The sequence below is a fragment of the Streptomyces sp. NRRL S-118 genome (genome assembly GCF_000716335.1).
Classification (GTDB): Bacteria; Actinomycetota; Actinomycetes; order Streptomycetales; family Streptomycetaceae; genus Streptomyces.
Genome location: NZ_KL591054.1, coordinates 3,844 through 6,566, shown reverse-complemented (window position 1 = coordinate 6,566; position 2,723 = coordinate 3,844). Strand labels below are relative to the sequence as shown.

Here is a 2,723-nt window from a genome sequence, read left to right as displayed (position 1 = left end):
GATGTGTATAAGAGACAGGTCCTCGAAGGCGGGACGGGGGTTGTTCCAGGGGGCGTCCGTGCTGCGGGTGCGCGGCGGGGGCGCCGGGGTCGCCTCGGCCGGGGCCTGCGGGGCCTGGCTCGCCGAGCCCTCGCTCGCGGTGCGCGCGCGACGCGCGGGCGTCTGGCTCGCCGAGCCCTCCGCGGCCGTACGCGCGCGGCGGGCCGGTGCCGCCGGAGCGGTCGAGGCCTCCGGGGCCTGGCTGGCCGAGCCCTCGGCGGCCGTACGGGCACGGCGAACCGGGCGGTCGCCGGCCGCAGCGCGAGCAGGGCGTTCCCGGGCCGGACGGGCCGGGGCGGGCGGGAGCTGGCCCTTGAGGGGGCCCCACTCGTTCGGGTCGGGCACTCCGGGGGGCAGCATCTGGCGGCGCTTGGGGCCGCCGTGCTCGGATTCGCCCGGCTCCTTCGCGCCCGGCCACGCCTTCGCGACGCGGGCGGCCAGCACGAAGTCCTTGCGGAGGGGGTTGCCCTCGAAGTTCTCCGGGAGGAGGAGGTGAACCAGATTCGGGTGGTCCTCGAAGCGGACGCCGAACATCTCGAACGTCTCGCGCTCGTGCCAGGCCGCCCCCGCGTACACCCCGATGGCGGTCGGCAGCACCGGGGCGTCGTGCGGGACGGTCGTGCGCAGCAGCAGCCGTCGTACCTGCCGCCCGTCCAGGGCGACCAGGTGTGCGCAGACGCGGAAGCCCGTCGCCGGTTCGTCGACGGCGCTCAGCCAGTCGAAGTAGGTGCAGCCCAGCACGTCCCGTGCGGTCTCCAGCGCGGTGATCCACGAGGCGGCCGGGACATCGACCGTCAGGAGGTCGTACGCGTGCTCGGCGGTGGCCTGCTCGCCGAACAGCTCGGTGACGCCTTCGGGGAGGCGGTCGTACGCGGTCACGCCGTACCTCCCGGCGAGGACGACGGCGGGGTGGAGGGAGTGGAAGCGGAGGCAGCCGAGGAGGACGACGGCGGGGCGGACGACGGGGAGGGCGGGGTCACCAGGCCGCTGCGCAGCTCCGCGACGGACGGGCGTCCGTGGCCGTACCGCTCGCCCAGCGACTCGCGGGCGATCTTCTCCTGGAGCTTGAGGATGCCCTGGAGGAGCGCCTCCGGCCGCGGCGGGCAGCCCGGGACGTACACGTCGACCGGAATGATCTGGTCCACGCCCTTGGTCACGGAGTAGGAGTCCCAGTAGGGACCACCGCAGTTGGAGCAGGCTCCGAAGGAGATGACGTACTTCGGCTCCGGCATCTGCTCGTAGAGCCGCTTCACCGCCGGGGCCATCTTGTCGGTCACCGTCCCCGAGACGACCATGAGGTCGGCCTGACGCGGTCCGGGCGCGAACGGGATCACCCCGAGGCGGATGAAGTCGTGCCGCGCCATGGAGGCGGCGATGAACTCGATGGCGCAGCAGGCGAGCCCGAAGTTGAAGACCCACAGGCTGTAGCGGCGGCCCCAGTTCAGGACCACCTTCATCGGCTCGGGTGCGAGCCGGGCGAGGGCTCCGAGCCTCTTCGGCTCGGGGAGGTCGACAGGGGTTACGTCCATGTCAGGACGCCCTTCTTGTACGCGTAGAGCAGTCCTACGGCGAGGAAGCCGAGGAAGATGAACATCTCGACCAGCGTCGTGGCGCCGTACCCCGGCGCTGCGAAGACCGTCGCCCACGGGAAGAGGAAGATGGAGTCGACGGCGAAGATGACGTACAGAAAAGAGTAGACGTAGTAGCGGACCTGGGTGTGGGCCCAGCCCTCCCCCACCGGATCGACGCCGCACTCGTACGTGAGCATCTTCTCCTGCGTCGGCACCACCGGCCGCAACAGCCGTCCGGCCGCGAAGGCGACAGCCACGAACAGCACGCCGATCAGGGCGAGCAGCCCTACGACCGAGTAACTCTGGAAATAGTCGACGGCGAGTACGGTCGATGCGGTCGTCTCCGGCACGTCCGTGTCCCTCGCTCCCTGCCGCGCGGCGTGATGCTTATGCGTTCCGTACGCACGGGAGTCTAGGCCCTGGCTTCGGACCACCCATCAGCCGTGCCGCACTTCAGGTGGGGATAGCCCTACTACACCCCACCTACGAACCCCATGGCGCCGGGCCGGTGACCGCAGGCAGGCTGTGTCGCATGACCGCACGCATGGCTTTCGGCCGACAGGCCTGGAAGGAGGTCGCGCACCTCCTGACCGACTTCCCGATGGCGCTGATCGGCTTCATCTACGTGGTAGTCACCGTGAGCGTCGGCGTGGGCCTGTCGGTCACCGTCGTGGGCCTGCCGCTGCTCGCGACCGGCCTCGCGGGAGCGCGGCAGCTCGGCAGGCTGGAGCGGGCAAGGGCGAGGGCACTGCTGGGCGTGCGGATCGAGGAGCCCAGCCCGCTGCCGCACCGGCCGGGTGCGGGCTTCTTCGCCTGGCTGTGGACGGGGCTGAAGGACCCGGTGGCCTGGCGGACGATGCTGTACGGCTTCATCCGGCTGCCCTGGGGCGTCCTGACATTCGCCGTGACCCTGGTGGCGATGGTGGTGCTGTGGCCGGTGCTCGGTTACGTCACGCGGGGCCTGACCACCGTGGACCGGGCGTTGGTACGCGGGCTGCTGGCGCCCTCCGACGAGCTGGAGCGGCGGATCACCGAGCTGGAGTCGGACCGCAGCGTGGTCGTCGACACGGCCGCCGCCGACCTGCGGCGAATCGAACGCAACCTGCACGACGG

General features: G+C 71.3%; 4 protein-coding genes. 1 reads left to right on the top strand and 3 read right to left on the bottom strand.

What is annotated here, in order from left to right:
- From IH00_RS0136440 to IH00_RS0136430, 3 genes are all read right to left on the bottom strand, one after another.
- Positions 1–918, bottom strand: a 918-nt coding sequence (locus IH00_RS0136440; protein ID WP_031080792.1) for an NADH-quinone oxidoreductase subunit C, incomplete at its 3' end; no start/stop codon positions are given.
- Positions 915–1,568: an NADH-quinone oxidoreductase subunit B gene (locus tag IH00_RS0136435; protein WP_031080790.1), complete on the bottom strand. Its 654-nt coding sequence runs from the start codon at positions 1,566–1,568 to the stop codon at positions 915–917. The genes IH00_RS0136435 and IH00_RS0136440, both read right to left, overlap by 4 nt.
- Positions 1,559–1,960, bottom strand: coding sequence for an NADH-quinone oxidoreductase subunit A (locus tag IH00_RS0136430; protein WP_031080788.1), 402 nt, complete (start codon positions 1,958–1,960; stop codon positions 1,559–1,561). Before IH00_RS0136430 ends, IH00_RS0136435 begins: the two co-directional genes overlap by 10 nt.
- Before the next feature lie 182 nt (positions 1,961–2,142).
- On the opposite strand from IH00_RS0136430, the gene IH00_RS0136425 reads away from it, so the two are divergent.
- On the top strand, positions 2,143–2,723 hold a 581-nt coding region (locus IH00_RS0136425), incomplete at its 3' end, for a sensor domain-containing protein (protein ID WP_031080786.1).